At 69.1% G+C, this 25427-nt stretch carries 29 protein-coding genes; 14 read left to right on the top strand and 15 right to left on the bottom strand.

Going from position 1 to position 25427, the window contains the following annotated elements:
* Window positions 1-24: 24 nt before the first annotated feature.
* The gene (locus BM417_RS13425; protein WP_093592419.1) at window positions 25-1230 is read left to right on the top strand and encodes an MFS transporter; all 1206 of its coding nucleotides are present in this window, start codon (window positions 25-27) and stop codon (window positions 1228-1230) included.
* Here the strand turns inward: BM417_RS13425 and BM417_RS13430 are convergent.
* The gene (locus BM417_RS13430) at window positions 1140-1967 is read right to left on the bottom strand and encodes an alpha/beta fold hydrolase (protein WP_093592422.1); all 828 of its coding nucleotides are present in this window, start codon (window positions 1965-1967) and stop codon (window positions 1140-1142) included. The two genes, BM417_RS13425 and BM417_RS13430, sit on opposite strands and share 91 nt — an antisense overlap.
* Complete coding sequence (locus BM417_RS13435; RefSeq protein WP_093592425.1) at window positions 1964-2647, bottom strand: SRPBCC family protein; 684 nt, start codon at window positions 2645-2647, stop codon at window positions 1964-1966. Before BM417_RS13435 ends, BM417_RS13430 begins: the two co-directional genes overlap by 4 nt.
* A gap of 137 nt (window positions 2648-2784) precedes the next feature.
* On the opposite strand from BM417_RS13435, the gene BM417_RS13440 reads away from it, so the two are divergent.
* The gene (locus tag BM417_RS13440; protein ID WP_093592428.1) at window positions 2785-3369 is read left to right on the top strand and encodes a DUF998 domain-containing protein; all 585 of its coding nucleotides are present in this window, start codon (window positions 2785-2787) and stop codon (window positions 3367-3369) included.
* 58 nt (window positions 3370-3427) lie between these two features.
* Here BM417_RS13440 and BM417_RS13445 read toward each other — a convergent pair whose 3' ends face one another.
* Window positions 3428-3652, bottom strand: a complete 225-nt coding sequence (locus tag BM417_RS13445; protein ID WP_093592431.1) for a zinc-ribbon domain-containing protein — start codon at window positions 3650-3652, stop codon at window positions 3428-3430.
* Window positions 3653-3737: 85 nt separating this feature from the next.
* On the opposite strand from BM417_RS13445, the gene BM417_RS13450 reads away from it, so the two are divergent.
* From BM417_RS13450 to BM417_RS13470, 5 genes are all read left to right on the top strand, one after another.
* Complete coding sequence (locus BM417_RS13450) at window positions 3738-4238, top strand: GNAT family N-acetyltransferase (RefSeq protein ID WP_177320412.1); 501 nt, start codon at window positions 3738-3740, stop codon at window positions 4236-4238.
* A 37-nt stretch (window positions 4239-4275) separates the two neighbouring features.
* Window positions 4276-4866, top strand: a complete 591-nt coding sequence (locus tag BM417_RS13455; RefSeq protein ID WP_093592437.1) for a nucleotidyltransferase family protein — start codon at window positions 4276-4278, stop codon at window positions 4864-4866.
* A gap of 4 nt (window positions 4867-4870) precedes the next feature.
* Window positions 4871-5077, top strand: a complete 207-nt coding sequence (locus BM417_RS13460) for a BON domain-containing protein (RefSeq protein WP_322788954.1) — start codon at window positions 4871-4873, stop codon at window positions 5075-5077.
* Window positions 5074-5796 carry a metallophosphoesterase family protein gene (locus BM417_RS13465; protein WP_093592442.1) on the top strand — a complete coding sequence of 241 codons (723 nt, stop codon included), beginning with the start codon at window positions 5074-5076 and terminating at the stop codon, window positions 5794-5796. Before BM417_RS13460 ends, BM417_RS13465 begins: the two co-directional genes overlap by 4 nt.
* 194 nt (window positions 5797-5990) lie before the next feature.
* Window positions 5991-6329: a hypothetical protein gene (locus tag BM417_RS13470; RefSeq protein ID WP_093592445.1), complete on the top strand. Its 339-nt coding sequence runs from the start codon at window positions 5991-5993 to the stop codon at window positions 6327-6329.
* Window positions 6330-6408: 79 nt separating this feature from the next.
* Here the strand turns inward: BM417_RS13470 and tuf are convergent, their stop codons facing one another.
* Together tuf and BM417_RS13480 are read right to left on the bottom strand one after the other, a co-directional pair.
* A complete protein-coding gene (tuf, locus tag BM417_RS13475) occupies window positions 6409-7590 on the bottom strand; it encodes an elongation factor Tu (protein ID WP_093592448.1) in 1182 nt (393 codons plus the stop codon).
* 209 nt (window positions 7591-7799) lie between these two features.
* On the bottom strand, window positions 7800-8669 hold the full coding sequence (locus BM417_RS13480) for a LysR family transcriptional regulator (protein WP_093592451.1): 870 nt from the start codon (window positions 8667-8669) through the stop codon (window positions 7800-7802).
* A gap of 70 nt (window positions 8670-8739) precedes the next feature.
* Between BM417_RS13480 and BM417_RS13485 the strand changes: the two genes are divergently transcribed.
* From BM417_RS13485 to BM417_RS13510, 6 genes are all read left to right on the top strand, one after another.
* Window positions 8740-9735, top strand: a complete 996-nt coding sequence (locus BM417_RS13485; RefSeq protein ID WP_177320413.1) for an FAD-binding oxidoreductase — start codon at window positions 8740-8742, stop codon at window positions 9733-9735.
* 5 nt (window positions 9736-9740) lie between these two features.
* Window positions 9741-10361, top strand: a complete 621-nt coding sequence (locus tag BM417_RS13490; RefSeq protein WP_093592456.1) for a response regulator transcription factor — start codon at window positions 9741-9743, stop codon at window positions 10359-10361.
* A 76-nt stretch (window positions 10362-10437) separates the two neighbouring features.
* Entirely contained in the window at window positions 10438-10800 is a 363-nt protein-coding gene (locus tag BM417_RS13495) for an ATP-binding protein (protein ID WP_093592459.1), read from the top strand.
* A 16-nt stretch (window positions 10801-10816) separates the two neighbouring features.
* Complete coding sequence (locus tag BM417_RS13500) at window positions 10817-11842, top strand: PAS domain-containing sensor histidine kinase (RefSeq protein ID WP_245821902.1); 1026 nt, start codon at window positions 10817-10819, stop codon at window positions 11840-11842.
* Window positions 11839-12207, top strand: a complete 369-nt coding sequence (locus BM417_RS13505; RefSeq protein WP_245821903.1) for a response regulator — start codon at window positions 11839-11841, stop codon at window positions 12205-12207. Before BM417_RS13500 ends, BM417_RS13505 begins: the two co-directional genes overlap by 4 nt.
* 103 nt (window positions 12208-12310) lie before the next feature.
* A complete protein-coding gene (locus BM417_RS13510) occupies window positions 12311-12694 on the top strand; it encodes an STAS domain-containing protein (protein WP_177320414.1) in 384 nt (127 codons plus the stop codon).
* Between the two features lie 18 nt (window positions 12695-12712).
* Here BM417_RS13510 and BM417_RS13515 read toward each other — a convergent pair whose 3' ends face one another.
* The 7 genes from BM417_RS13515 to BM417_RS13545 form a co-directional block, all read right to left on the bottom strand.
* Window positions 12713-13858: a glycosyltransferase gene (locus BM417_RS13515; protein ID WP_093592465.1), complete on the bottom strand. Its 1146-nt coding sequence runs from the start codon at window positions 13856-13858 to the stop codon at window positions 12713-12715.
* A gap of 36 nt (window positions 13859-13894) precedes the next feature.
* The gene (locus BM417_RS13520; RefSeq protein WP_093592468.1) at window positions 13895-14989 is read right to left on the bottom strand and encodes a glycosyltransferase; all 1095 of its coding nucleotides are present in this window, start codon (window positions 14987-14989) and stop codon (window positions 13895-13897) included.
* Window positions 14990-15164: 175 nt separating this feature from the next.
* Window positions 15165-15683 carry a TetR family transcriptional regulator gene (locus tag BM417_RS13525; RefSeq protein ID WP_093592471.1) on the bottom strand — a complete coding sequence of 173 codons (519 nt, stop codon included), beginning with the start codon at window positions 15681-15683 and terminating at the stop codon, window positions 15165-15167.
* 60 nt (window positions 15684-15743) lie between these two features.
* Entirely contained in the window at window positions 15744-16664 is a 921-nt protein-coding gene (locus tag BM417_RS13530) for a hypothetical protein (protein ID WP_093592474.1), read from the bottom strand.
* A 144-nt stretch (window positions 16665-16808) separates the two neighbouring features.
* Window positions 16809-19568: a helix-turn-helix transcriptional regulator gene (locus tag BM417_RS13535; RefSeq protein WP_093592477.1), complete on the bottom strand. Its 2760-nt coding sequence runs from the start codon at window positions 19566-19568 to the stop codon at window positions 16809-16811.
* A gap of 86 nt (window positions 19569-19654) precedes the next feature.
* The gene (locus BM417_RS13540) at window positions 19655-20578 is read right to left on the bottom strand and encodes an LCP family protein (RefSeq protein ID WP_093592479.1); all 924 of its coding nucleotides are present in this window, start codon (window positions 20576-20578) and stop codon (window positions 19655-19657) included.
* Window positions 20575-21081: a SigE family RNA polymerase sigma factor gene (locus tag BM417_RS13545; protein ID WP_093592481.1), complete on the bottom strand. Its 507-nt coding sequence runs from the start codon at window positions 21079-21081 to the stop codon at window positions 20575-20577. The genes BM417_RS13540 and BM417_RS13545 overlap by 4 nt, the downstream gene beginning before the upstream one ends.
* Before the next feature lie 162 nt (window positions 21082-21243).
* On the opposite strand from BM417_RS13545, the gene BM417_RS13550 reads away from it, so the two are divergent.
* Window positions 21244-22857, top strand: a complete 1614-nt coding sequence (locus BM417_RS13550) for a PI-PLC domain-containing protein (RefSeq protein WP_218164461.1) — start codon at window positions 21244-21246, stop codon at window positions 22855-22857.
* A gap of 103 nt (window positions 22858-22960) precedes the next feature.
* Here the strand turns inward: BM417_RS13550 and BM417_RS13555 are convergent, their stop codons facing one another.
* From BM417_RS13555 to BM417_RS13565, 3 genes are read right to left on the bottom strand one after another with little or no spacing between them, the layout of a single operon-like run.
* Window positions 22961-23770, bottom strand: coding sequence for an SAM-dependent methyltransferase (locus BM417_RS13555; RefSeq protein ID WP_093592484.1), 810 nt, complete (start codon window positions 23768-23770; stop codon window positions 22961-22963).
* Between the two features lie 57 nt (window positions 23771-23827).
* Window positions 23828-24862 carry a tetratricopeptide repeat protein gene (locus BM417_RS13560; protein WP_093592487.1) on the bottom strand — a complete coding sequence of 345 codons (1035 nt, stop codon included), beginning with the start codon at window positions 24860-24862 and terminating at the stop codon, window positions 23828-23830.
* Window positions 24855-25334 carry a sigma-70 family RNA polymerase sigma factor gene (locus BM417_RS13565; RefSeq protein WP_177320415.1) on the bottom strand — a complete coding sequence of 160 codons (480 nt, stop codon included), beginning with the start codon at window positions 25332-25334 and terminating at the stop codon, window positions 24855-24857. Before BM417_RS13565 ends, BM417_RS13560 begins: the two co-directional genes overlap by 8 nt.
* Window positions 25335-25427 lie beyond the last annotated feature (93 nt).

Consider the following 25427-nt stretch of genomic DNA (forward strand, 5'->3'; position numbering starts at 1 on the left):
AATGACCGCCCTACGGTCTAGGACATGACCAGGCGACTCGCGTACGCACAGCTGACGAACTCGATCGGCGACGGCGGATTCCTCGTCGTCTCCGCCCTCTACTTCACTCAGATCGTGGGCCTGAGCGCGGCGCGGGTCGGCCTCGCGCTGACCCTCGCCTGGGGCGTCGGAGCCGTCGCGGGCGTCGGGTTGGGACATCTCGCCGACCGCCTGGGCCCGCGCACCACGGCCGTCGTGCTCGCCGCAGCCACCGCCACGAGCATCGCGATCCTGCTGTTCACGCGGAACTTCGCCGCGTTCGTGCTGGTCATGTGCCTGTACGCGAGCTTCCAGAGCGGCCTTCAGGCGTCCAGGCAGGCACTCCTCGCGGGCCTCACCACCCCGGAGGAACGCACCCGAGCGCGTGCGCGGATCCAGTCCACGGCCAACGCGGGCATCGCGATCGGCGCGGCAGCGGGCGGGTTCGCGCTGCACCTCGGCACGGAGGCCGCCTACACGGCCGTGTTCGTGCTCGACGTCCTCGCGTTCGTCGTCGCCGCCGTGGTCCTGGGCACGTTGCCGGAGACCGTGATGACCAGGGCGAAGGGCAAGTTCGACGTCCTCAAGGACCGCCCGTACGCGCTGATCACGCTGATCAACGCCGTGATGCTGCTCTACATGCCGCTGCTGAGCCTGATCATCCCGCTGTGGATCGTGCAGCGCACCGAGGCGCCGACCTGGCTCGCGGCCGCGTTGCTGGTCCTCAACACCGCGGCCGTCGTGCTGTTCCAGGTCCGGATCGCCCGGCGCGCCACCGGTCTCCTCGAAGCCTCGAAGCTCGTGAAGCACGCCGGGCTGATCATGCTCGCGTCCTGTGCGGTCTTCGCCACCACGGCGTTCAGCTTCGGCGCCTGGCCGGTGACGGCGCTGCTGATCGCGGCCGCCGCGCTGCAGGTGCTCGGCGAGATGATGCTCGCCTCCGGCGCGTGGGAGATCAGCTTCACCCTCGCGCCCGCCGACCGGCAGGGCCAGTACCAGGGCTTCTTCGCGACCGGAACGGCCGTCGCGCGCATGGTCGGCCCTGCCCTGCTCACCACCGTCGTGCTCGGCTGGGGAGCACTCGGGTGGCTCGCGGTCGGCGGGCTGTTCGTCGTGGCCGGTTACGCGATGGGACCGGCGGTGCGCTGGGCCCGCGAGAAGAACTCCACGAGCTCCGGTGCCATGACCGACGACTTGTACATGTGCGTCTGACCGGGCAGCGTCCGGTACTCCGTGTCCGCCCCGAGCACTTCCGCGACGTTCTTCATCGTGTTGCGGAGGTACTCGGGGCTCTTGCCGCCGTCCATCGCGAGGGTCGGCACCTTCACCGTCCAGCGGTCGGTCGGCAGCTTCGCACCGCGGCCGTCGTCGCCGAGGATCATCAGGTCCCACGGCAGGGTGTGCGCGACCGGCTTGAGCTTCTTCCACACCGGGGTCAGCTTCATGATCGCGAGGCCGAAACCGGGTACACCGACCAGCTTCATGAACGTCGAGAGCATGCCGGAACGATCGTCGCGGGCCAGCATGTCGTTCATCTGCCGCACGATGTCCGCGGGACGAGGCTTGTACGTGTCGTCCACGACGAACGGCGTCTCGTAGATCGCGAGCCGCGAGATGCCGGGCAGTCGTGACGCCGCTTCGAGAGCCAGCACCGCGCCCGACGAGACGCCGAAGACGAACGCGCTGCCGCCGGCTTCCTTGATCACGGCGTCGAGGTCCTCGACCTCGCGCTCCAACGACCACGGCGTCGCGCCGTCACCGGTCTCGCCGCGGCCGCGCCGGTCGTACGTGTGGACGGTGAAGTTCTTGTCCAGCACCGAGGCCAGCTCGGTGGACGGGCCGAACATGCGGTGGCACATCGCGCCGTCCACGATGATCAGCGCGGGGCCGGAACCGGTGATCGAGTACGCGACCTCGGTGCCGTCGGCGGAAGTCGTGAAGCGCGTCATTTCTGCTCTCCCAAGGTGGTGTCGAGGAAGTCCTGCCAGTCCTGTTCGGACTCGTCGCCCTCGAAGACGTTGTGCGCGGCGATGATCGGACCGAAGAACCCGCGCATGAACCGATACATGCCCTTGTCGGTGCGCAGCGCGAGAGTGTGAGCGTTGCGGTGGAACTCGACGGCGTCCGGGAGCCTGGTCGTGATCGCCTCGTCGAGCTTCTTCCAGGCCTCGTCCCAGTCGGTGATCATCGGCCCGAAGACCGTGAGCGGACGGGCCGTGCGGCCGGGGAAGTGCGTCAGGTACTCGAGCAGCGTGCGCCGGAACAGCGCGCCGCCCAGCGTCATCGCCTCGAACTCGTCGGCCCAGTCGTCGCCGGGCAGGAAGCCGCTCGTCACCATCCGCAGCACGGTGGCGCTGTGCTCGCGGCCCTCGACGAGGAACTCGTAGGCGATGAAGCGGCCGTCGGGCGCCTTGCCGCTGTCGTACGCGAAGTGGCGCCCCGGTTCGTCCGCGGTGATCCCGCTCGTCGGCTCGTACCCGCCGAAGGCCATCTTGACCTGGCCGTTCGCGACCTCGTTGCGGCCCATGAACCACGAATCGATGCCCGGCCCCGTCGCGATGGCCGTCCAGACGTCCTCGACTGACGCAGGCACCTCTAGGTCGTCGGTGCTCGTGAACTCGTGGCCCATCGGTTCTCCCTGTCCTGGTTCGTGGATGGTCTCATCCTGCTCCCGACGATTCTCTTCGTCAAGACAGCGCAACTAGTCTTGACAAAAAAAGTTGTCGGTGGTTCCGTTCTCGCCACACCGAACCTCTGGAGGAACCCATGTCCCGCACCGCCTGTGGCGTCGTCGCCGGTCCGCTCTACCTCGTCGTCGGGTACGCCCAGGCGTTCACCCGCGAGGGCTTCGACCTCTCGCGGCATCCGTTCAGCATGCTCAGCCTCGGCTCGCTGGGCTGGATCCAGATCGCGAACTTCATCGTCAGCGGCGCTCTGTTCCTGGTCGCGGCGACGGGCATGGCGAAGCACACGAAATGGGGAGCGCGGCTGATCGGCCTGATGGGGGTGGGGATGATCCTCGGCGGGGTGTTCGTCGCCGATCCGGCCATGGGCTTCCCCGCCGGAGCGCCGGACGGTCCACCTGCCTCGTTGTCCTGGCACGGCGCTCTGCACGCGGTCGCGTTCGGGCTCGCGATGATCGGCTGGATCGGGGCGTGCTTCGTGTTCGCGCGTAGGCTCGGAGGATGGCTGGCGGTGGTGAGCGGCCTGACGGGCGTGCTCCTGGTGGTGCCGATGGCGTTCCTGGGCAACCCCGGCGGGACGGTGCTGCTCTACGTGGTCGCGACGATCGGCTGGGTCTGGACCTCGCTCGTGTCCCTGAGGCTGAACCGGCCTGCCTTCTCGAGCTGATCTGCCCGGAGTGCGGGCGCGTCACCACCGACGAGTACGCGCCCGGTTGTGCCGCCTGTCAGACCAGCTGATGGGCGTGCATCTTGCTGATGTCGTAGGAGACTCCGCAGAAGGTGCACTGCAACCCGTACCTGCTGCTGATGGTGAACAGCGGGATGAAGAAGATCGTCGGCTTCGTGTAGCGCCGGAACAGGTTGTGCGCAGCCTGCTGGTGGCAGTGCCCGCACACCAGCGACAGCATGCGCAGCTGCTCGATCGTCGTGCGCCAGCCGAAAATGACCATCTGCTCTCCTTGTGCCGGTTGTCCTTTTGACGTGTGAGGGCCCCTTCGAGTTGCAGTCGGGCCGCTGAATTCAGAAAGTGGACAGGTGGACACCCTGCTGCGGCCCTGGACCCCCGACGACGCGCCGATCATCCTGGCCGCGTCGGGCGAGGAGATGATGGACCGCCAGTTCACGGCCCAGATCGACTCGCTGCCCGCGGCCGAGGAGTGGATCGCGCTGCTCACGGCCCGCCGGACCGACGACGTCGCCTACTCGTTCGCCGTGCTGCACGAGGGCGTGCCGGTGGGCAACGTCGCCGTGTCGAGTGTGGAGCGCCGTCACCTGACCGGGTGGGTCTCGTACTGGATGCGGGAGGAGGCGCGCGGCAAGGGGCTGGCGACCAAGGCCTGCCTCGCGGTCAGCGAGTTCGCCTTCTCCGAGCTCGGCCTGTTCCGCCTGGAGATCGCGCACCGCCTGGACAATCCCGCTTCCTGCCGCGTCGCGACGGGCGCCGGCTACGCGGTGGAAGGCGTCGAACGGGCCCGGTTGCTCTACGACGGCGTCCGCTACGACACCGAGACCCACGCGCGGCTCGCCACGGACTGAGGTTCACACCGCGCCCCGGCGGGGTAGCCGGGAGTGCATGAGCGGACTGCAGGACGAACTGCTGCGGACGTTGGTCAAAGTCGCCAACGCCTTGCGCAGCGCGGAGATCCCCTTCGCGCTGACAGGCGGTTGTGCGGGGTACGCGCGCGGAGGGCCGGCGAGCGAACACGACGTCGATCTCCTCGTGCGCCCGGAGGACGCCACGGAAGCCGTGCGCGTACTGGTGAAGCGCGGGCTTCGCGCTGCCGAGCCGCCAGAGGACTGGCTGCTCAAGGTCTACGACGGGGATTCGTTGGTGGACCTGCTCTTCCGGCCGAACGAACGCCTCGTCACCGACGAGATCCTCGCGATGGCCGAGGAGATGCCGGTCGGGTCGGTGATGCTGCCGGTCATGCCGGCGACGTTCGTGCTGAGCAGCAAGCTGCTCGTGCTGGACGGGCATCGCTGCGACTTCAGCGAGCTGCTGCCCTTCGCCCGCGCGCTGCGCGAACAGATCGACTGGGAGCAGGTGCGCGAGGAGACCAAGGAATCTCCTTACGCCGAAGCATTCCTGATGCTCATCGAACGCCTGGACATCATCGGGAGAAGCCATGAGTTCCGAGCAGTACCTGGCAGCAAATCTGCGTAGGGCGGTGGCCGAGGACCCTCGCACCGCCGAACTCGGCGTCCGGGTCACCGTGCGCGGTGACCACGTGATGCTCTCCGGCGACGTGGCGTGCGCGGACCGCCGTGCCGCGCTGGAGGAGGTCCTGCACGAGGCCGCCCCCGAACTGACGATCTTCAACGACGTGCGCGTGACGCCTGCGGGCGAACCGGAGGGTGAGGAGGACCTGCGATGATCCGAGTCGCGGCTGTCGGGGACATCCACCTCGGCGAGGACATGCGCGGGCATCTCCGGCCGGCGTTGGAGAAGGTCGGCGAGCACGCCGACGTCCTGCTGCTGGCCGGTGACCTGACCCGGCACGGCACGGTCGTCGAGGCCGCCGTCGTCGCCGACGAGTTCGCGGACCTGCCGGTGCCCGTCGTCGCTGTCCTGGGCAACCACGACCACCACGACGACAAACCGCTCGAAGTCACCAAGACGTTGCAGGACAAGGGCATCCATGTACTGGAGGGCACGACGTTCACCCACCGGGCGAACGGCTGCTCGATCGGCATCGCGGGCGTGAAGGGGTTCGGCGGCGGGTTCGCGGGCAAGTGCGGCAGCGCGTTCGGCGAGCGCGAGATGAAGGCGTTCATCCAGCACACCTGCGAGATCGCGGAGAACCTGCAGGGCGCACTGTCCGAACTGGACACCGACATCAAGGTCGCGTTGACGCACTACGCGCCGGTGCCGGACACGTTGCGCGGCGAACCGCCGGAGATCTACCCGTTCCTCGGCTCGTACCTGCTCGGCGAGGCGATCGACGCCACCGGCACGGATCTCGCCGTGCACGGTCACGCGCACTTCGGCACCGAGCAGGGCATGACGCCGGGCGGGGTGCGGGTCCGCAACGTCGCGCAGCCCATCATCCGCTCCGCCTACACGGTCTACGTGCTGGAAGGGACCTCTTCGTGACCGTCGGTGACTTCATCAGGCAGATCGGGCCGCGGTAGCAGGAGTTCTTCGAGTTCTGGGCCACGGAGGTCGTGCCTTGATCGACGTGTCACGGGCTAGAATCCCCGGTATGACCACCAGAAAGGGCCATGCCGCGTAGGCGCCCCGACCGGGCCCGCGTCCACCGGCGCCGGCCAGGACAGTCCATTCCCCAGGTGACCGGGGCCTCCGCACCCACGGCGGGTGCCATCGCGAGGTTCGAACGCGATCACTTCCACCCCGGCGCGGTCGCGAGGGCACTCCGTTGCTGGTCGGCCTTCGTGCACGGCCCGATCCGCGCCATCACCGATTCCGAGTCCTGCCACTACTTCTACGGCGGGTGGGACGAGCCGGACTGGTGCCGCGGCATCCTGCGTGACGCCCAGCGCGCCCTGCCCGCCAAGGCCGCGCGTGAACTGCGGGCACTCGTCCGGCCGCTCGACGAGCTCTACCTGACCCGTGCGATCCCTGCTCCCGGCAACGCCTCCCTTCGCGAGCTGCTCGACACGCCATGACAAAAGCGCGGCGGGACAAGGATGTCCCGCCGCGCTCTTCAAGGCAGCGCGACCACCTTCTCGGGTCGTCACCGCCGCCCTAGGCGAGGATCTCGCCGACCGTGCCGGCACCCACGGTCTTGCCGCCCTCGCGAATCGCGAAGCCCAGCCCGGTGTCCATCGCCACCGCCTTGCCCAGCTCCACCGTGACCTCGACGGTGTCACCTGGCAGGGCCAGCGTCCTGTCGAGCTCCACCACGCCGACGACATCGCCGGTGCGGAAGTGGAACTGCGGGCGGTAGTTCGACGCGATGCCCGTGTGCCTGCCGCCCTCGGCGTGCGAGAGCAGGTACACGGTCGCGCGGAACCGGTTGTGCGGCGCGACGCTGCCCGGCAGGGCCAGGACCTGGCCGCGCCGGACGTCGCCGCGCTTCACCCCGCGCAGCAGGATCGCGGCGTTGTCTCCCGCCTGGGCCTGCTGCATGGGCTTGCCGAACGTCTCGATGCCGGTGGCCACGGACGACACGGCGTCGCCGAGACCGAGCACCTCGACCTGGTCGCCGAGGCCGAGCACGCCGCGTTCCACCGCGCCGGTCACGACGGTGCCGCGGCCGGTGATGGTCAGGACGTTCTCGATCGGCATCAGGAAGGGACCGGAGATGTCGCGCTCCGGCACCGGCACGTGCGAGTCCACGGCGTCGAGCAACGACACCACCGACTGCACCCACGCGGGGTCGCCCTGCAACGCGCGCAGGCCGGACACCCGCACGACCGGTGTGGCGTCACCGTCGAAGCCGTACTGGGAGAGCAGGTCGCGGATCTCCAGCTCCACCAGGTCGAGCAGCTCCGGGTCGCTCACCGCGTCGGCCTTGTTCAGCGCCACCACCACGTACGGCACGCCCACGCGGTGCGCGAGCACCACGTGTTCGCGCGTCTGCGGCATCGTGCCGTCCTCCGCGGACACCACGAGGATCGCGCCGTCCAGCTGCGCCGCACCCGTGATCATGTTCTTCACGTAGTCGGCGTGGCCGGGCATGTCGACGTGCGCGTAGTGACGCGTCGGCGTCTCGTACTCGACGTGCGCGATGTTGATCGTGATGCCGCGGGCCAGCTCCTCCGGCGCCCGGTCGATCCGGTCGAACGCCGTGAAGGTCGTGCCCGAAGGGTCCTTTTCGGACAGAACCTTGGTGATGGCCGCGGTCAGCGTGGTCTTGCCGTGGTCGACGTGCCCCATGGTGCCGATGTTGAGGTGCGGCTTGGCGCGCACGAACTCTTGCTTCATTGCCCTATGTCCTCGGGAGTCACAGCTGGAGGGTTCAGAACCGATGGACCGCTACAACCCTCCTCCAGTGGTCCTGAAGGATGGACTGGAGAAGGGTCAGAGTCGGGCGCCGGCCAGCTGTGCCAGGACAACGGCGAGCGCGTCCGCAGGAACACCTGCGTACGTGTTGTGCTCAGCCGTCAGGAACATGCGTTGATCGTGACAGGCGACTAATTCGTTGTCACCTGGTTTTTCGCGAGCCCGATCAACGCCCGCGCGGCCGGGCTGTGCGGACCCTCCGCGCGCCACGCGAAGGCGAGCCGGCTGTGCGGCACCGGATCGGTGATCCGCACGGCGTGCAGATCACCCACCATCGACGACGCCAGGATCGCCGGGCCGAGCCCGCGCTGCGCCAGCGTGATCACCATCGTCGGTGCGGAGGCCTCGAACGCGATCCGCGGCCGCCGCGAGCCGCACGCCGCGTCCAGCGCTCCGCGCAACCCCGTCCCCGGCGGCAGGCTGATCAACCCGCGCTCCAGCAGCTCGTCCAGCGGCACGGACTCCCTGCCGTACCAGGGATCCGAGGCGCAGACCGCGGCCACGAGCGGTTCGTCGGCCAGTACCCGGACGGACAACCCCTCCGGCTCCGCACCCACGTACCCGACCAGCGCGAAGTCCAGCTGACCGTCCACAAGGGACGAGATCAGCGCGTCGGAGTTGGCCTCCGCCAACGTGATCTCGACAGCGGGGAACGCCGAGTGGAACTCCGACAGCAGCTCGGGCAGGTCCATGATCCCGCAGGACACGACCATCCCGACGCGGACGGCACCGCGCACCAGCCCTGCCATCTCCTCCACGGTTCGCCGAGCAGCCTCCACCGACCCCAGCGCTGCCCGCGCCAACGGCAGCACCGCCGCACCCACGTCGGTCAGCGTGACGGTGCGCCCCGACCGGTCCAGCAGGTCGTGCCCGAGCTCCCGCTCCAGCCGCCGGATCTGGGCGCTGACCCCGGGCTGCGCGACGTGCACCCGCTCCGCCGCCCGCGTGAACGAGCCCGACTCGACGACCGCGACGAAGTACTCCAGCTGCCGAAGCTCCATAATCAACGATTATAGAGGCCAGCACAACTAGGTCTTGGACATATAACAGCAGGCCAGCGACCCTATGTCCATGCACATCTTCTACCCCGGAGACACCGGCTACGACGAGGAACGCAGCGGTTTCCAGACCGGGCTCCGCCACGAACCACAGGTGATCTTCGCCGTGGAGAACGCGCGGGACGTCGAAGAAGCCGTCGGCTACGCCGAGACTCACGGCCACGAGTATTCGGTCCAGAGCACCGGCCACGGCCTGACCACGGCCACGACCGGCGTCCTGATCTCCACCAGGCGCATGAACAAGGTCGAGATCGACCCCGGCAGCCGCACCGCCAGGGCCGAAGCCGGCGCGGTGTGGCAGCAGGTGATCGAGAAGGCCGCCCCGCACGGCCTCGCCCCGCTCAGCGGCGACGCGAGCGACGTCGGTGTGGCCGGCTACACCCTCGGCGGCGGATTCAGCGTGCTGGCCAGGGAGTTCGGGTTCGCGACGGACCGCGTCCGCAAGATCGAGAAGACCGGCGATGTCGTCACCGCGCTGGAGTTCGAGCTCCTGCCGATCGACCAGGTCCACGCGGGCGAGATGTTCTTCGAGGCCCAGCACGCACCTGAGGTGTTCGAGGCGTTCCACAGCTGGGACCTGCCCGGCCACGTCACCCCGACGCTCACCACCCTCGGCGACGTCGTGCGCATCACCTTCGCGAGCACGAAACCGTTCGGCATCGACCATCTCCGCGTCGCGCCCACGCTGAAGGAGGAGTTCAGCGCGAAGCCGTTCGCCCAGGCCGCCGGAAAACCGCTGCCGCCGCACGCCTACCAGGGCGACAACGTCCTGCTGAACGACCTGCCGCTGGAAGCGCTGCACAACGCCAGGGAGGCCGCCGCGAACTCCAGCGCCGAGATCTTCCTGGGAGTGCTGCCGCTCGGCGGCGCCCTCAGGACCGAGGCCACCCACCTCGTCAAGCTCATCTCACCCCGGCTGGGTGTGGAGAAGCAGCACGAAGAGGTGTTCGACCAGGTGCGACCGTTCGTGGTCGGACGGTCGCGGAATTTCCGTTACGCCGTAGGCTGACCTGTATGACCAGTGTGGTTCTCGTGGAGGACCACGACATGGTGGCCGAAGCGATCGGGCTGGCGTTGGAACGGGCCGGGATCGACGTGATGGCCCGTGCGTCCAGCATCGCCACCGCTCTCGCGGAGATCGGCCGCGGGAGGCCCGACGTCGTCCTCCTCGACCGCAGACTGCCCGACGGCGACGGCACCGCGCTGATCCCGGAACTCGTCAGCGCGGGCGCCAAGGTGCTGGTGCTGACCGGCGAGGCGACGGCGTCGGTCGCGGCGCGCGTCGCCGAGGCCGGTGGTGCGGGCCTGATCCTCAAGTCGGCACGGCTGGACGACCTGGTCGAGGCCGTCCGCATGGTCGCGGCGGGCGAGGTCGTGTTCGACTCGCGGCTGCTCGCGGGCGTGCTCGACCGGTTGACCGGCCGGGTCAAGACAGCCGGAGCCACGCTCACCGCACGCGAGCAGGAGACGTTGTTGCTGCTCGCGGACGGCGCGGGCACCGACCAGATCTCGACCAGGCTCGGCGTCGCCCGCAACACCGCGCGCAACCACGTGCAGCGCGTGCTCGGCAAACTCGGCGCGCGCTCGAAGCTCGAAGCGGTGTCGATCGCCCGCCGCGAGGGCCTGCTCGACTGACGCACCTGCACCAGACGGCCTGATCCGTCTGCGTCTGCCCAGATCAGAGCCGTTGATGCACTGTGATGGAGTGGCCATGAGTCCGCTCACCGAAGCCGTCTTCTCCCTCCCGGAGAACGACCAGCGCGGCGGTGTGGCGCTCGCCCGGGATTTCGCCCGCCGCACCGCGCTCGTCTGCGGCTATCGCGGCAACCACGAGGACGTCGTGCTCGTCGTCAACGAGCTCGCCACCAACGCCGTCCGGCACGGCAGCGGCCGCGCTGTCGTGCGCCTCTTCGTCGGCGCGGACCAGGTGCTGGTCGAGGTCTCGGACGACGCCACCGACCTCGGGCCACGTGCCGGCGGCTGGGGCCTGCGACTCGTCGCGACGCTCGGCGAGAGCTGGGGTTTCACCGAACGAGCCGGTCAGAAGGTCGTCTGGTGTGAGCTGACGGCGTAGGCATCATGATGAGGCCGTGCAACCGGACGCCTGGCGCGACAGCGATCTGTTCCGCCTGCTCGTGCAGGGGGTGCGCGACTACGCGATCTTCATGCTCGACCCCGGCGGGCACATCGTGAGCTGGAACGCCGGCGCCGAGCGCATCAAGGGCTACACCGCCGAGGAGATCATCGGGCAGCACTTCTCGGCGTTCTACCCGCCGGAGGACGTCAGCTCGGGCAAGCCCGAGTGGGAGCTGCGGGTCGCGAGGGCCGACGGCGCGATCGAGGACGAGGGCTGGCGGGTGCGCAAGGACGGCACCCGCTTCTGGGCGAACGTGATCATCACGGCGCTCCACGACGACGCCGGTGAGCTGCGCGGGTTCGGCAAGGTCACCCGCGACATGACCGAACGGCGGCGCGCCGAGCAGCAGCTCACCGACCGGCGCCGGTTGCTCACCCACCTCGTGGAGGCGCAGGAGCAGGAACGGCAGCGCATCGCCTGGGACGTCCACGACGACACCATTCAGGCCATGGTCGCCGTCGACATGCGGCTCCAGCTGCTCGCCCGCAAGCTGCCCGAGGAGCACCGCGAGATGGTCGGGCAGCTCGACGGGGCGGTCCGCGCCACCATCAGCAGGCTGCGCAACCTGGTGTTCCGCGTGCGGCCTCCCGGTATCGAACGCCAGGGTCTGCGCGACTCGCTGGCCGTCTACCTCGCCGACACCTCCATGGCAGGGGAGATCAGGTACGGACTCGAACGCGAGCCGGGTGGCGACGCGGCCATCACCATCTTCCGCATCTGCCAGGAGGCGCTGACCAACGTCCGCAAGCACGCGCGTGCGTCGTCGACCGTCCTCGATCTGTCCACTGTGGACCAGGGATTCCTGGTCCAGGTGGCGGACGACGGCGTCGGGCTCCCCGACCTCGACCTGAACACGAGTCATTTCGGCCTGATCGAGATGCGGGAGCGGGCGGTGGCCTCCGGCGGCTGGTGCACCGTGACGGCGCGCGAGGGCGGAGGCACTGTCGTCGAGTTCTGGCTGCCGGACGTGCGGCCGTGATCGTCCGCGTGCTGATCGCCGACGACGATCCTCTGATCAGGGACGTCCTGCGCGACGTGCTCGACTCCGAGCCGGACCTGGAGGTGGTGGCGGTCGCCGCCGACGCTCGCGAGGCCGTCGAGCTGGCCGAACGGCACGCGCCGGAGGTGGTCGTGCTCGACGTGCGGATGCCGTTCGGTGGTGGCTCGCACGCGGCGTCCGAGATCCTGCAGCGCGCGCCCGGCACGCGGATTCTGGCGTTCTCCGCCTACACCGACGCGGGCGCGGTCGACGACATGCGCCGTGCGGGCGTCACGGACTACCTGGCCAAGGGTGTGCGCAACACCGAACTGGTCGCCGCCGTCCGGCGGTTGGGAGGACGATAGGTTGTGATGGGGAAGCAACGGCCGTAACGTCGGGGCGACAGCCGGGTTCAGCAGCGTGCTCGGAGTCCGAGTCTCGTGCGCCTTCGGCCACCGGGGAGTGCTGGTGAACGAAGAAGAGTTCAAGGAATCGCCGCTGCTCACGGTCCGTGTCGCGACTGTCGCGGGGATCGTCGTCATCGCCGTGGAAGGCGAGATCGACGTCGACACGGCCGACGAAGTGCTGGGCGCGGTGCGTCGCGCCTTCGTCACCGCCGGACCCGCGCTGATCGCTGACCTCACGCAGGTCAGCTTCTTCGGCTCGACCGGCATCTCGACGTTGATCACGGCCCACGAGCTCGCTGACGAGCTCGGCAAGAAGCTGCACGTCGTCGCACCGCAGCGGGCGGTGAGGCGACCGTTGCAGGTCACGGGAGTGGTCGACGTCCTCGCGCTGCACGACTCCGTCGAGGACGCGTTGTCGGCGCTGAAACCGGTGCCCAGCGAGTAGGCACCGGTTCGCACGTCGTCATCCGGCCAGTTCGGCCAGCTTCGGCACCACGTCGCCGGGGTGCGGCATGGCGGCGATCTCCGCGGCGATGGCGGCGTTCGCGGCCTGGACCTCGTTGTCCTTCAACAACTTCCGCGCGGTCTCGTGCACCGCGTCCGCCGTGAAGTCCTCGCCGACGAGCCGGCCGCCCAGGCGCGTGTTCGCGACGATCTCGGCGTTGCGGAACTGGTCGGCACCCTGCGGCAGCACCAGCTGCGGCAGGCCGTGCGTCATCGCGGCGACCGTGGTGCCGGCGCCGCCGTGGTGCACGACGAGATCTGCGTGCGCGAGCAGATCCGCCTGAGGCACCCACGGCAGCACGTGCACGTTGCCCGGCACGTCGGTCAGCACGGCCGGATCGACCTGCGGCCCGGTCGCGACCAGTACCTCGGCGTCCACGCCTGAGAGGCCGGCGATCGCGGTCCGCAGCACGTCCGGGTTCGAGAACGCGGTGCCGAACGTCAGGTAGACGAGCGGCCTTTCGTGCGCCGCGACCCAATCGGGCAATTCGCCCGGCTCGGCGAACGGAACCGGTCGCATCGGAATTCGATCCACGTCCGCGAGATAGTCCAGGTCCTGCAAAGACGACGGGAAGACGTCCAGATAAGTCGATCCGAGTCCGTAATGATGCCCATCGGGCAACGTGATGCCGAGTTCGGCGACGTACTCCAAAAGGAGGTCGCTCATTGCCTCCGGAACGAGGGTCTCGTCCATCTTGCCGAATCCGTGACACACCGTCGGAATCCCGGCGCGCATGGCGGCGAGACCCGCGCCGGGGTTGATGATCTCGAAGACCACCAGGTCCGGCTTGTCCCGTTCGAGCACCGGCTCCAGATCGTTCACGAAGGCCCTGGGCAGCACAGACCCGAACGCGTCCACGGCCGTCTGGCGCAGCATGTCGCGCCGGAACTCGCCCGTGCCGTGCAACTCGTTGGCCTGGCGGAACGCGTCCCAGATGCTGATGCCCGCGTCGACGACCGTGAAGCCCAGCTTTTCCACGGTCGCGTGGAATCCGGGGTCGACGGCGTAGAGAACGTCGTGTCCTTGCGCTCGCGCGGCGATCGCGAGCGGGAGTATGGGGTAAACGTGTCCGTGTGAGCCTAGGCTCGAGAAGAGAATGCGCACCCGGCCAGATTAGGTGCTGTTCTTTTCCGCCGGGAGTCAATCCTGCGAATCGTGACCCCGTGGCCGGATACTTTCCCACTGCCGGGCTATGTCGGAGGGCGAGACCATCGCGGCGATCTCCGCCCGCACCTCACCGGCCGCCCGTTGCAGCTTCGAGTCCTCGATGAGCCGGGTGAGCAACTCCGGCGTGACCTCCCGCGGCTCCGCCCGCAGCCCCGCCCCGCGCCCGGTGATCGCGGTCGCGTGCACGGTCCGGTCGCCAGGTCCGGGCTCGACCAGTTGCGGCACCCCGGCCGCGAGCGCGCCGAGCAACGTCCCCGCGCCGCCGTGGTGCACGATCCCGTCGCAGAACGGCAGCACGCGTGGAATCGGCACCCACCCGACCGTCCGGACGTTGCCGGGCAGGCCCTCGGTGCGGTCCGGGCGGACCAGCACGAACTCGGCGTCCACCCGCTCGGCCGCCTTGACCACGGCCGCCATCATCCGGCCCGCGCCAGGACCGGGCGCGGTGCTCCGGCTGACGAGGATGCGCGGCTTGCCGGACGGTTCGGCGAGCCACTGCGGCACCTCGCCGTCACCGCTGTAGGGGACGAACCGCATCCGCTCGCCACCGGGAAACTCCGCGAGCGACGGTGGTGCCGTGCGCAGAATCGTTGCGGGAGAACGCACTTCGGCCTTCATCCGCGCGCCGACCGCGGCCGTCAGCTCCAGTCCGTCGAACAGCGACACGTCGTGCACGATCGAGGGCACGCCCAAAGCGGACCCGGCGGCGGCCAGCGGTTCGTGCACCACGACGTCCGGCTTCCAACTCGCGGCAAGTGCTTGCAACGGCGCGGTCATCGCGTCGCCGACCGTGCCGAACAGCCGTGACACGAAGTCGAGCCGGCCGCTGCCGCGCATCTCCCTCTTGGCCACCAACGGATGCGTCAGCATGATGCGCAGCGCGATCGGTCCGAATCGGACGTTCGCGGGGACGACGTCCTCGACGCGCAGGCCGGAGTCGCGCACCCGGAGCGCCTCGCCACCCGTGGCGACCACGACCTCGTGGCCCGCCTCGCGCAACGCCAGGGCCAGCGGCATCAACGGGAAGACGTGACCCAGCAGGGGAGCGGCGACGACGAGAACACGCATAGTTCCAGGTTAACCGCATGCGCGCGGGTGGCACGGCTGTCAGAATCCGCGCTGGACCTGATCAGCCGCCGGCGAGCGGTCGAGTACTCGGACACGACCTCCTGACACCTGGCTCGCAACCAGATCGACGGGTACGGCCTCCTGCGCGCGTTCTTCGGCAACGAGACCGACTGACCTACGGCTCCACCAACCGGCGCACGGCGTCCTCGACGGACCGCCGCCGTTCCACGTGATCGGCGTCCCCCGCGGCGTTCGACCACATCGACGCGATCGCCAGCACCAATTGCAACACCTGCTCGGCGGAGAACCGCGACGACACCAGCCCCGACTCCTGAGCGGCCCGGATCGCCTCGACCTCGGCGACCCGGCTGACGCAGCCGCGCCGTTCCAGCCGTTGCCAGGTCGCGAGCCGGGTGAACTCCGGGTGCCGGTGGTGCAGGTCGTACAGGCGCGCCGCGTATCCGGGCAGGTCACGGGCGTCGAACTGCACGGCCGCCGCACTCGCGACCTCGGACTGCACGGCGTCGAACAGCTCGTCCTTGCCGCCGTAGTAGGTGTAGGCGAGACCTGCGGAACACCGGGCGATGCGGGCGATGCGTTCCATCCGCGCCCCGGCGATCCCGTAGGCGGCGAACTCGACGAACGCGGCGTCCAGCAACCGGCGGCGGGTGCGTTCCCGATCGCGGCTGGGCATGGGACCAGGCTATGGCGAAAGGGCCGCACCCCTGAAGGGATGCGGCCCTGAAACCAGGTGCTACTTGGCCATGTCGAACCAGTTGAAGCCCTCGACCATCTGACGGGTGGTGTCGCTGACGTAGCGCGGGCCGGTGAGCTCCCAGCGCGTCACGGTGCGGTAGGTGCCCGGCTCCAGCGACTCGTCCTCGCGGGTGTTCTCGTCGTCCTTGACCGGGACGTACTCCTTGATGGACCGCTTGGTCAGGGTGACGTCGAGCGACTCGTACGCGGACTGGGTGTAGAGGTAGTTGCCCTGGCCGCTGTCGAGCGCACGGCCCGGGTCGGCCAGCTTCAGCTGGATCGTGCTGCCGTTGAACGAGCCGGTCGCGGACACGACGGTGACGATGTGACCACCGCTGCGCTGCAACGAACCGGTGGTGGGGCCGGCCTTGTAGCGGCCGTACACGAGCTGAAGCGGGCCCTCGTTGAGCTTCTTCGCGAGCTCACCGGCGAAGTCCGGGTTCTCGTGGGTGCTCACCACGCCCGTGGAGGTCGTCCAACCGGCGTCGCGGGCGGGCTTGGTGGCGATGTCCCACGCCTTGCGAAGGTTGGTGAGGTTGGTGCCGCCGTTGTACTTCGAGTCGACGCCGATGCGCCAGATCGAGTTGGTGATGACGCTGTAGTCGCCCGTGTCCTTCGGGTCGAGGTTGCCGACCTTGGTGGTCAGCCAGCCGACGGGGGCGTCCTTCTCGTGGCCCCAGTAGTGCAGGACGTTGTAGAGGGAGGCCGGGCCGCAGTACGCGTTGCCGTTGTTCTCCAGGCCGGCGCGGAACTGGTCCACATCGCTGACGCCGCACTTCTTGACGTTGAACTCGCTGCCGGCGAGGTCGGAGGCGCCGACGCACGGCGGCGGCGTGCCGATGATCGGGTCCGCCACCGCGGTGGCGGGAGCGACGACGGCGGTCAGAGCGGCGGCGGCGATCAGAGCGTTGCGGATCATTTCGGTTTCCCCTTTGAGTTCTTGTGTTTCCCCTGCGGTGACACAAGATTCGCCGAGGCGAACCCCCAAAGGCATGAGGGGAGATCCCTCAACCCTCCTGCGGAAAAGATGGGTGTATCAGGCACACCCCCACATCGCTCTGTCTTAGGCGAGGACGCGGGCGAGATCCCTGCGACCTGCGATTCCGAGCTTCGTGTAGATCCGGCCGAGGTGGTTCTCGACGGTCTTGGGCGTCACGAACAGCTCCTGCGCGATCTCCCTGTTCGCCCTGCCGGCCGCCGCCAGGTCGGCCACGCGCCGTTCGGAGGCCGTCAACGCCTCCGCGCCCAGCGTGATCTGGCGCCGTGGCCGGTCGCCGAGTGCCTCCAGCGCCTCGACCGCGCGTGTCTGCAGTGCCGCTGAGCCGCAGGCTCCGGCCAGTTCGATCGCCCTGTGCAACGGCTCGCGGGCGTCGGTCCGGCGTCGCGCCACCCGTAGCGCTTCGCCGAGGTCGACCAGGGATCGGGCGAGTTCCAGGCGTGACGGTGACGCCTCCAGCACGGTCACGGACTCGGTCAGCAGCTCCAGCCGTGCGTCCGCGTCGGCGTTCGAGAGCAGTCGCAGGGCCGCGCCCACTTCGGTCGCCGCGCCCCACTTGCGGGCCACGCCGAGCTGTTCGGTGGCCAGTTCCAGGGCGAGTTCCTGCTGGTTGAGGAGCAATGCGGCGCGGGTGGCCACCGCGCGCCACGGGATCGTCGGCGGATCGACGTGCACCTGATGCATCGCGTCACGCTGGCGGTAGGCCTCGGACATCGCGCGCCGTGCGTCGCCCTCGGCCAGTGCGATCAACGCGCGCACCTCGTGCAGCCAGATCATCGGCATGGTCAGGCGGGCATCGGCGTGCTTGCTGTCGAACGCCGTGATGAACGCGTTCGCTGCCGTGACGTTGCCGCGTTCGAGCGCCGCGTAGACCGCGAAGTGCGTCGAGGTCGCGCGCAGACTGATCACCTCGGACACCGGGTCCTCGTGCGCGACGGCGGCCAGCGCTCCCTCGGCCTCTGCCTCGACGACCTGCATGTTGCCGCAGCGCCAGTTCAGGAACAGCGACGCGTTCGCCACCATCGCGAACTCGATCGGCGAGCCGTGCGCCCGCACCTTCAGCCTGGCCCGCTCGATCTCGTGCCGCGCGGTGTCGACGCCGTCCGCGGCCATCAGCGCGAGCAACGCCACCAGCCACGCGACCATCGCGTCCGTGCTGCCCGTCGCGTCGTCCAGGTAGGCGCCGTTCGCGAGCGCGCGCGTTGCGGTCGTGGCGACCTCGTCGTGCGGCCACACCTCGTAGCGGCCCATCTGCGCGAGGAGGCCGAGCAACGTGCGTTCGTCCGGGGTGCCGCCCGCCAGTCCCGCGTAGCCGCTCAGGTGTGCGGACGCGACCTGGCGCTGGTCGGGGAGGAACGAGCGGAACACCGCCAGCCGTGCTTCGAGGTGCAGCCGTGACTCGCCGTCCGGGCGGGCTGCGATGGCCTCGGTCAGTTCCGCGATCGCCGCTGCCGGGCCTTCCAGCGCGGCCGTCGCCGAGGCCGCCGCGGCGACCAGTTCCGCGTCCGGCAGGCCTTGGGCCGCAGCCTTCAGGTGCCGGTGTGCGCTCACGGCGTCACCGACCCGCAGCAACGCGCGCCCGAGTTCGGCACGCAGTCCGGCGTCGCCCGGCTTCTCGTCCACCGCTCGCGCCAGATGTCCCGCGGCGGTGCGCGGGTCGCCGGCCGAGAGCAACGTCGCCGCGGCTTTCCTGAGCACCTCGGCGGCGTTCGGCAGCGTCCCTTTGGGAGCGTGGACGAGATGTGCGGCCACTCGATCGGCCGAAGCGTGCGACTCCTGCAACGACTTCGCAGCGCGCGCGTGCAGCGAGGCGCGCGCGATCGGCCCGAGACCGGTCAGCACCGCTTCACGCACAACGGGATGCACGAACTCCAGGTGCTCGCCGGTGATCAGCACGTTCGCCGCCGTGAGCGCCTCGACCGCGGCGGGGAGATCGCCGACCTCCGCCAGTTCCGCGGCCTGCCACGGATCGGCGTGCGTGCCGAGCACGGCGACCGCGCCCGCGAGCGCCACCGCCTCGGCGGGCAGTCTTCCCAGCGTGGCGCGGAAGACGGTGCTCGGCCCGAGCGTGCCGACCTTCTCCGCCGTCGCGGCGTCGTCCAGGGGCAGTCCGAGCGCCGCGAGCTCGTCGACCAGGACGCCGGACAGGAACGGGTTCCCGCCGCTGGCCGCGTGCAGGGCGGTGATCACCTCGGGGTGCCCGCCGACCAGCGCGCTGAGCGCGTCCGTGGTGAGCGGGCGCGGCAGCAACCGGTCGGCGGACACGCTCAGCTGCGCGAGCGGCCCGAAGTTGTCCATCGGCGGCCTGGTCGCGACGACCAGCGCGATCGGCAGGTCCGCGATCCGGCGGGACAGGTAGACGAGGAACTGCAGCGACGAGTGGTCCGCCCAGTGCGCGTCGTCCACCGTGATCAGCAGCGGGCGGGTGGACGAGAGGTCCACCGCGACCCACCACAACGAGTGCAGCGTGCGGGCGAGCTCGGCCTGACTCGGGTCGAGCGCGGCGTCGTCCAGGGCCTTCAGCGCCGCCCCGGACGGTCCGGCGAGGATCTTCTCGCGCAGTTCACCGGAGTACCGCGACACCGAACGCTCGACCATCTGCCGGACGACGCCCCACGCCATGGCGCTCTCCAGGGCGTCGCCGACGGCCTGGAGCCGCCCGAACCCACGCTCTTTGGCCAGCTCACGGCACTCGTGCACGAGCCTGGTCTTGCCGATGCCCGCACGGCCCTCGATGACGACGACGCGACCCTCACCACGGGTGGCTGCGTCCAGAGCTTCACGAATGTGCGCGATCTCGGAGTCACGTTCAAGTGGTTCACGCACGAATTGATCGTAGCGGCCATCCGGCGGCCTACATGCTGGTCATCGGCTGCGCAGAAGGGCGACTTGATGCTCCATCCGAGTGATCGTCAGTACACGCACCCGTCCCGCACGGGCCCTTCGCCGTTGAACTGCGTCTCGACGAACTGCTTGGCCTGAGCCGGGTCGACCGCGAATCCGAAGGTGCCGTCGCGCTGAACGGGCTCACCCACCGGCAAGGTCGTCGTCCGGATCTTCACCGGCCCCTGGAACCGTGCCGCGAACTCCGCCACGTCCCAGCCCTGGTCGACCTGGATCGTCCCGCTGACCTGGCGGGCGATCATCAGCGCGTTGTCCTTGGTGATCTTCGCGGCGAGGCCGGCGAGGAAGGCCTGGTGCCGCTTCGCCCTGTCCAGATCGCCGCCCGTCAGGTCGAACCGCTGCCGCAGGAACGCCAGCGCCTGGTCGCCGGAGATCAGCTGCCTGCCCGCGGGCAGGTCGGTGCCGCTGCGCGGATCCTTCGCCGGCGCGCTCAGGCACACCTCCACGCCACCCACGGCAGCCGCGATCTGCCCGAACGCGGACATGTTGATCGCCGCGTAGTGGTCGACCTTCGCCCCGGTCATCTGCTCCACGGCGTCCGTCAGCTTGCGGGGGTCCTCCATGTACAGGCTGTTGATCCGGTCGGGGCCCGACCCCACGTAGATGTCGCGGGGCAACGAGATGACCGTGGCCGACCCGTCGCCCTCGAAGCGTGCGAACACGAGCGCATCGGTGCGGTGGTACTCGTCCGTGCCGATGAGCAGGACGTTCTGCGCGGCCGGTGTCTGCGCCGCCGGCGACGCGTCGGTCTTCTTGAGGGTTGTCGGGATGACGACGGCCGCGACGGCCGCGGCGACGGTCAGCGTGGCGACGCCGACGATCAGCCCGAACGGCTTGCGCTTCTTGGCTTTGTGCAGGTTGGCCAGCACGGTCCGGGAGTCCACTCGCTCCTCGGCTTCGGCGGCGATGGCCTGACGGATCAGGTCGTTCATGAGTGCACCCCCAGGGTGGCGGACCGGGCGAGTTCGTGCGTGCGCAACGTCTGCAGCGCACGAGAGAGTTGGCTGCGCACGGTGGATTCCGCGCACCCGAGCACCTGTGCGATCTCCGCGTCGCTGCAGTCCTCGTAGAACCGCAGCACCAACGCGGCACGTTGCTTGCGCGGCAGGATGGCGATCCGTGCGCGCATGGCCTCACGTTCGGCATGCGCGTCAGCCGGATCGGCCATCGATGGTGCGTGTTTGGCGAGCTCAGCGCGTTCCACTGCGATCTCGCGCGCTGCTCTGCGACGCCGCCACGACAGGTAGTCGTTGGTGACCATGCGCTTCACGTAGAGGTAGGGCGCATCCATAGCTCCGATGCGTTCCCACTTGCCCTGCGCGCGTATGAGCACGTTCTGCACGATGTCCTGCGCCAGGTGTTTGTCGCAGGTGATCGCGGTGGCGTACCCCAACAGCCGGTCCAGTCGATCAGCGACGAACTGGTCGAACCCCACGCCGCCCCCTTCTCCTCTGTGGTCGCTTGCGGATCGGGAAACCCCTCTCGCCGCTCGATCCGCTGCATCGCGTTTTGTGGTCCAGCCCACAGATGTCTCGGTTTGGACGGATTTCGGCGTGAATCCTTTTCATGTTCACGTCCATGGACGACCCTTCACCCCATGCGCATCATCCCTGCACTCGCGCTGTTGTCGCTGCTCCTCGTCCCCGTCGACGCGGCCGCGGCCCCCAACGGCAACTACTACCTGCAAAGCGCCGTGACCGGCCAGAACGCCGCCGTGTCCGGCTCCTCCGTCCTCCAGCACCGCCCCAAGGGCAACGAGGACCGCCAGCAGTTCTCCTGGAACGGCAGCACGTTGGCGGAGGGCGGCCAGTGCCTGGGCCGCAACGGCGACACTGCCCAGATGGTCAGCTGTTCCAGCGCCGAGGCCCAGTGGGTCGGGCTCCTCGACGACCAGGACAGATACCGCTTCAAGGACCCCGGCGCCGACCGGTACCTGATCGCGTCCGGCACCGACCAGATCCGCGTCGGCACCGGCAACGACACGTGGTTCCTCACCCCGGTCAACCCGGTCCGCGTCCAGACCCCGGCCGACCCGCGCCTGGACGAGATGACGTTCCTGACCGCGCACAACGCCTACGCGAACGGCGTCGACGGCGGCTTCATGTTCGCCAACATCGCCCCGAACCAGTCACGCGGCATCGTGCAGCAGCTCAACGACGGCGTGCGCGGCTTCATGCTCGACATCCACCAGACCCCCGACGGCGCCATCCTCTGCCACAACAGCTGCACGGCCGTCAGCAAGCCGGTGGCCTTGAACGTCGACATCCAGCGCATCGTCGACTTCCTGAAGTCACGCCCCACCGAGATCGTCACGGTCTTCCTCGAGGACTACGTCTCCGCCGACGTCCTGCGCTCCGAGCTCGCGCGCGTGAACGGCCTCGGGGACGTCCTGTACCGCGCCGAGGGCGTCCGCGAGAACGGCTGGCCGAGGTTGTCCCAGATGAGGGCCACCGGCAAGCGTTTGCTCATCTTCACCGACCACGGCCGGGACGGCCGCGAGAACTCCGGCGTGCTCTACCAGAAGGACTGGACCGTCGAGAACTACTGGTCGATGGGTTCCGGAACCGGCGCCTCCGACTGGTCCTGCTACTCCCGCTGGGGCGAGAAGCCACTGACCGCGACGGAAGCCAACTTCCGCCCGCTCTTCGTCATGAACCACTTCCGCGACGTCCCGATGCAGGGCACGGTCTCCACCGACAACTCGAAGTTCGTCAACCGAGCCCAGCGCTTCTGCGAACCCGCGGCCCGCAAGACCCCGAACTACCTGGCCGTCGACTTCTACCACCTGAACACGCCGTCACTCCCGGCCGAACGCCACCCGTCCGGCTCGGGTTCCGTCGAGCTGTCGGCGAACTCCGCGCTGTGCCTGGACAACAACGCCGGCGGCACCCAGAACGGCAACCCGGTCCAGATCTGGGGCTGCAACAACTCCTACGCGCAGAAGTGGCGCGTCGTTGCGGACGGCACGATCGCCATCTCCGGCAAGTGCCTCGACATCAGCAACAGCGGCACCACCAACGGCACGGCCGTCCAGCTGTGGGAGTGCAACGGCACGGGCGCGCAGCAGTGGCGCGTGCGGTCGGACGGCTCCGTGCAGAACCCGCAGTCGGGGCTGTGCCTGGACAACCCCAACGCGTCGACCACTCCCGGCACTCGCCTGAACATCTGGAGCTGCAACGGTTCCGCGGCTCAGGCCTGGAGGTTCCGCTAGCACCGTGGCCCGAAACCTTGCCGGCCATTTCGCGGTCAGACGGGCGCATCGCGGTGCCGGGAGGTGTCCTGCTGAGCGTGAGATTGCACGCCAAGGTTTCGGGTCACGGTGCTGCCATGCGGCCGATGCCGACGTAGACGTCCGCAGGGCCACCTTCTCCAGCCGGGCCGAGCTCCGGGTGCCACTGAGGCGCCGAGACGACGCCCGGCTGGAGGATCTCCATGCCCGCGAACATCGGCTCGAACTGGTCGTGCGAACGGAAGTACATCGGGTCGCGGCTGTGCTTCATCGCCTCGACGACGGCGCCCATCTCCTCCGGCTTGAAGTCGGCCGTGAGGTGCGACAAGGCGATCAGGCTGCCGGACGGCATGGCGTCGCGGTAGCGGGCGACGACCTCGGCCGGGCCCTTCTCGTCCGAGACGAAGTGCAGCACGGCGACCATGAGCAGGCCCACGGGCCGGGAGAAGTCGATCAGGTCCTTCACGACCGGGTCGGACAGCACGTCGTCCGGGCGGCACATGTCCGCCTGCACGACGCCCGCGTTGTCGTTGCCCTCCAGGATGAGCTGGCTGTGCGAGACCGCCACCTCGTCGTAGTCCACGTAGACGACTCGTGCGTCCGGGTTTGCCTGTTGCACGATCTCGTGGACGTTGCCGACCGTCGGAATGCCTGAACCGAGGTCGAGGAACTGCGTGATTCCCTGCTCCATCATCAGCAGGACGGCGCGGCGCATGAACGAACGGTTCGAGGCGGCGATGGCACGGCCGTCGCGCAGGATCTGCAGCACCTTGTCGCCGACCACGCGGTCCGACGCGAAGTTGTGGCCACCTCCCAGCAGGAAGTCGTAGACCCGTGCCGCGCTGGGCACGTCCGTGTTGATTCCCGCGGGCACCCAGGAGAAAGGCTCGGCCATGCCGAAGAACTTACTCGAATGCGCGCACGCGTGTATCGGCCCGGATCGGGTGAAAGATCATCCAGAACGCGCGAAACGGGCCGAAACCTGCTCTGCCAGCACAGATGCACCGGCTGAGTGGGCTTCCCTGCCTAGCCGGCGCAGCTGGTCGTCGACGCGGGACGAACGCAGGTTCTGTGCGGACGCCACGGCTTCTCCGGCGAACTCGGTCGCCACCGCTATGTCGCCGAGAGCGAGATGACTGCGGGCCAACGCCGTCAGCGCGAGAGTGCGGGCCCGGCCTTCGCCATACGTGCCGACCTTTGTGGTGAGCGCGGCGATCGCTTGTTCGGGATCGTCCAAGGAGTGCCGGTCGGCCCACGCGTTGTGCGCCGCCACGAAACCGAGCTGGAACGCCTTCAAGGCGTCGTCAGGTGCGTTGTGGTGCAGGAACATCCGGCCGGCCCGCGTCAGCACGGAGGCGATCAGCGACTCGTTCTCCGCCTGGCGCGCCAACGTCAGAGCCTTGGTGAAGTGCGGCAGCGCGACCCCGGGTCGTCCGCTGTCGAACGCCGTCCAGCCCGCCAGCTCGTAGACCTCGGCGACCGCGGTCCACGTCAGGGCGTCGCCCAGGACGATCATCGGTTCGACAGCGGCGAGGTGCTCCAGAACCGCGGTGTGGCAGGCGATCCCGCCGTAACGCCGGTCCAACGCGCGCAACGCCTCGGTGCGCGCCGCGATCGCCTCGGGCGCGACGTGGACCGAGGGCATTCCGGACGGAAGCCAGTCGAACGTGGGCGCGCCGACCGTGATCCGGGCCGCGTGCTCCAGGAACCGTTGCCGTGCCTCGGAGTTCTCCCTGATCAACTCCTCGGCCTCGGGGAAGCCGTCCGCCACGGCGGCCAGGCACCACTGCTCGGCCTCGGCTGCCTCGCCGAGTGCGAACAGGACGTGCGCCAGCCGCACGGCCGCGTCACCGAGGCGTTGGTCGGCGGCGACCCGGAAGTGCACGGCCGCCTCGCGCAGGCGACCGGCCCGTTCCGCGGCCTCGCCGAGGCGGTACAGCCGCTCGACGGCCTCGTCGAGCTCGAACTGGCTCAGCAGCTCACTCATCACTGCCTCCGAGAATCCGTCGCAGCTCGGCCCGGCCGCGGGTGAGGTGCGTGCGCACGGTCGACTCGCCGACCATCAGCACCGCGGCGATCTCGCTGACCGAGTACCCGAGCAGGTGGTGCAGCGCCACGGTCTCGCGGTGCCTGGGGGAGAGCTCGCGCAACGCGGAGTGCAGCGCCTCCACCTCGTGCACGGGCTGAACGACCTCGGGCACCTCGGCCAGCGGCGTTTCGTGTCCGTAGCGCTGCTGCCAGCGCCGCATGAGCCGTATCGCGACCTTGAGCACCCACGCCTCGGGCTTGTCGTACGCGTGGATGTCGTTCCACCGGTGCCGTGCGATCACCATCGCGTCCTGCGCGATGTCCTCGACGACGCGAGTGTCGCCGCTCAGAGCCGTCAGCGTCTTCGTGACCACGGGCAGGCAGCCGCGGAAGAACTCGGCGAAGCCCAGATCCGGCTCCGGTGTGCTCAACGGCCTTCCCTTCAGCGTCCGCTCACGTCGTTCACCGCCCTGGGGCGACCTTCAACGGTTACAGGCGCTGAAACCAGCCAAGGCTGACAGCGA

Source organism: Lentzea waywayandensis (assembly GCF_900115955.1).
GTDB classification, from domain to species: Bacteria; Actinomycetota; Actinomycetes; order Mycobacteriales; family Pseudonocardiaceae; genus Lentzea; species Lentzea waywayandensis.